Source organism: Limosilactobacillus pulli (assembly GCF_947381555.1).
Classification (GTDB): domain Bacteria; phylum Bacillota; class Bacilli; order Lactobacillales; family Lactobacillaceae; genus Limosilactobacillus; species Limosilactobacillus pulli.
Genome location: NZ_CANCWQ010000091.1, coordinates 1 through 332 on the forward strand (window position 1 = coordinate 1; position 332 = coordinate 332).

General features: G+C 39.5%; 2 pseudogenes. Both read right to left on the reverse strand.

What is annotated here, in order from left to right:
* Positions 1-97, reverse strand: a pseudogene (locus QOS03_RS09320) (IS3 family transposase); the annotation flags it as partial.
* A pseudogene (locus tag QOS03_RS09325) lies at positions 94-264 on the reverse strand (helix-turn-helix domain-containing protein); the annotation flags it as partial. The pseudogenes QOS03_RS09320 and QOS03_RS09325, both read right to left, overlap by 4 nt.
* Between the last annotated feature and the right edge of the window lie 68 nt (positions 265-332).

Sequence of the window (332 nt, forward strand, 5' to 3'; positions counted from 1 at the left end):
ATTTAGTCGGTTCATGTTTCAGCCATTTGTAGTAAGCCTGTCTAGTAATTCCAGCGACCTTGGTCAATTCACTAATAGAATAACCTTCATTGTTCATTTCTTGAATCGCTTGATATCGTCCGGTCGTTTCACCTCCCGATTGCGTATTTCGACTAATTTTTTTGCAAAAGCGATTTGCAGCTCCCGTTCACGGTCACGAGCTTCTAGCTCACGAACTCGTTTCCTTAGTCTTTCTAGTTCATTAGTGGGCTCTTTTCGGGAGTGTAAAATATTTTGTGTAAATTTCTAAATTAAATTGAAAAAGGGAAAGCCTTCCCCGTATGATTAAATCG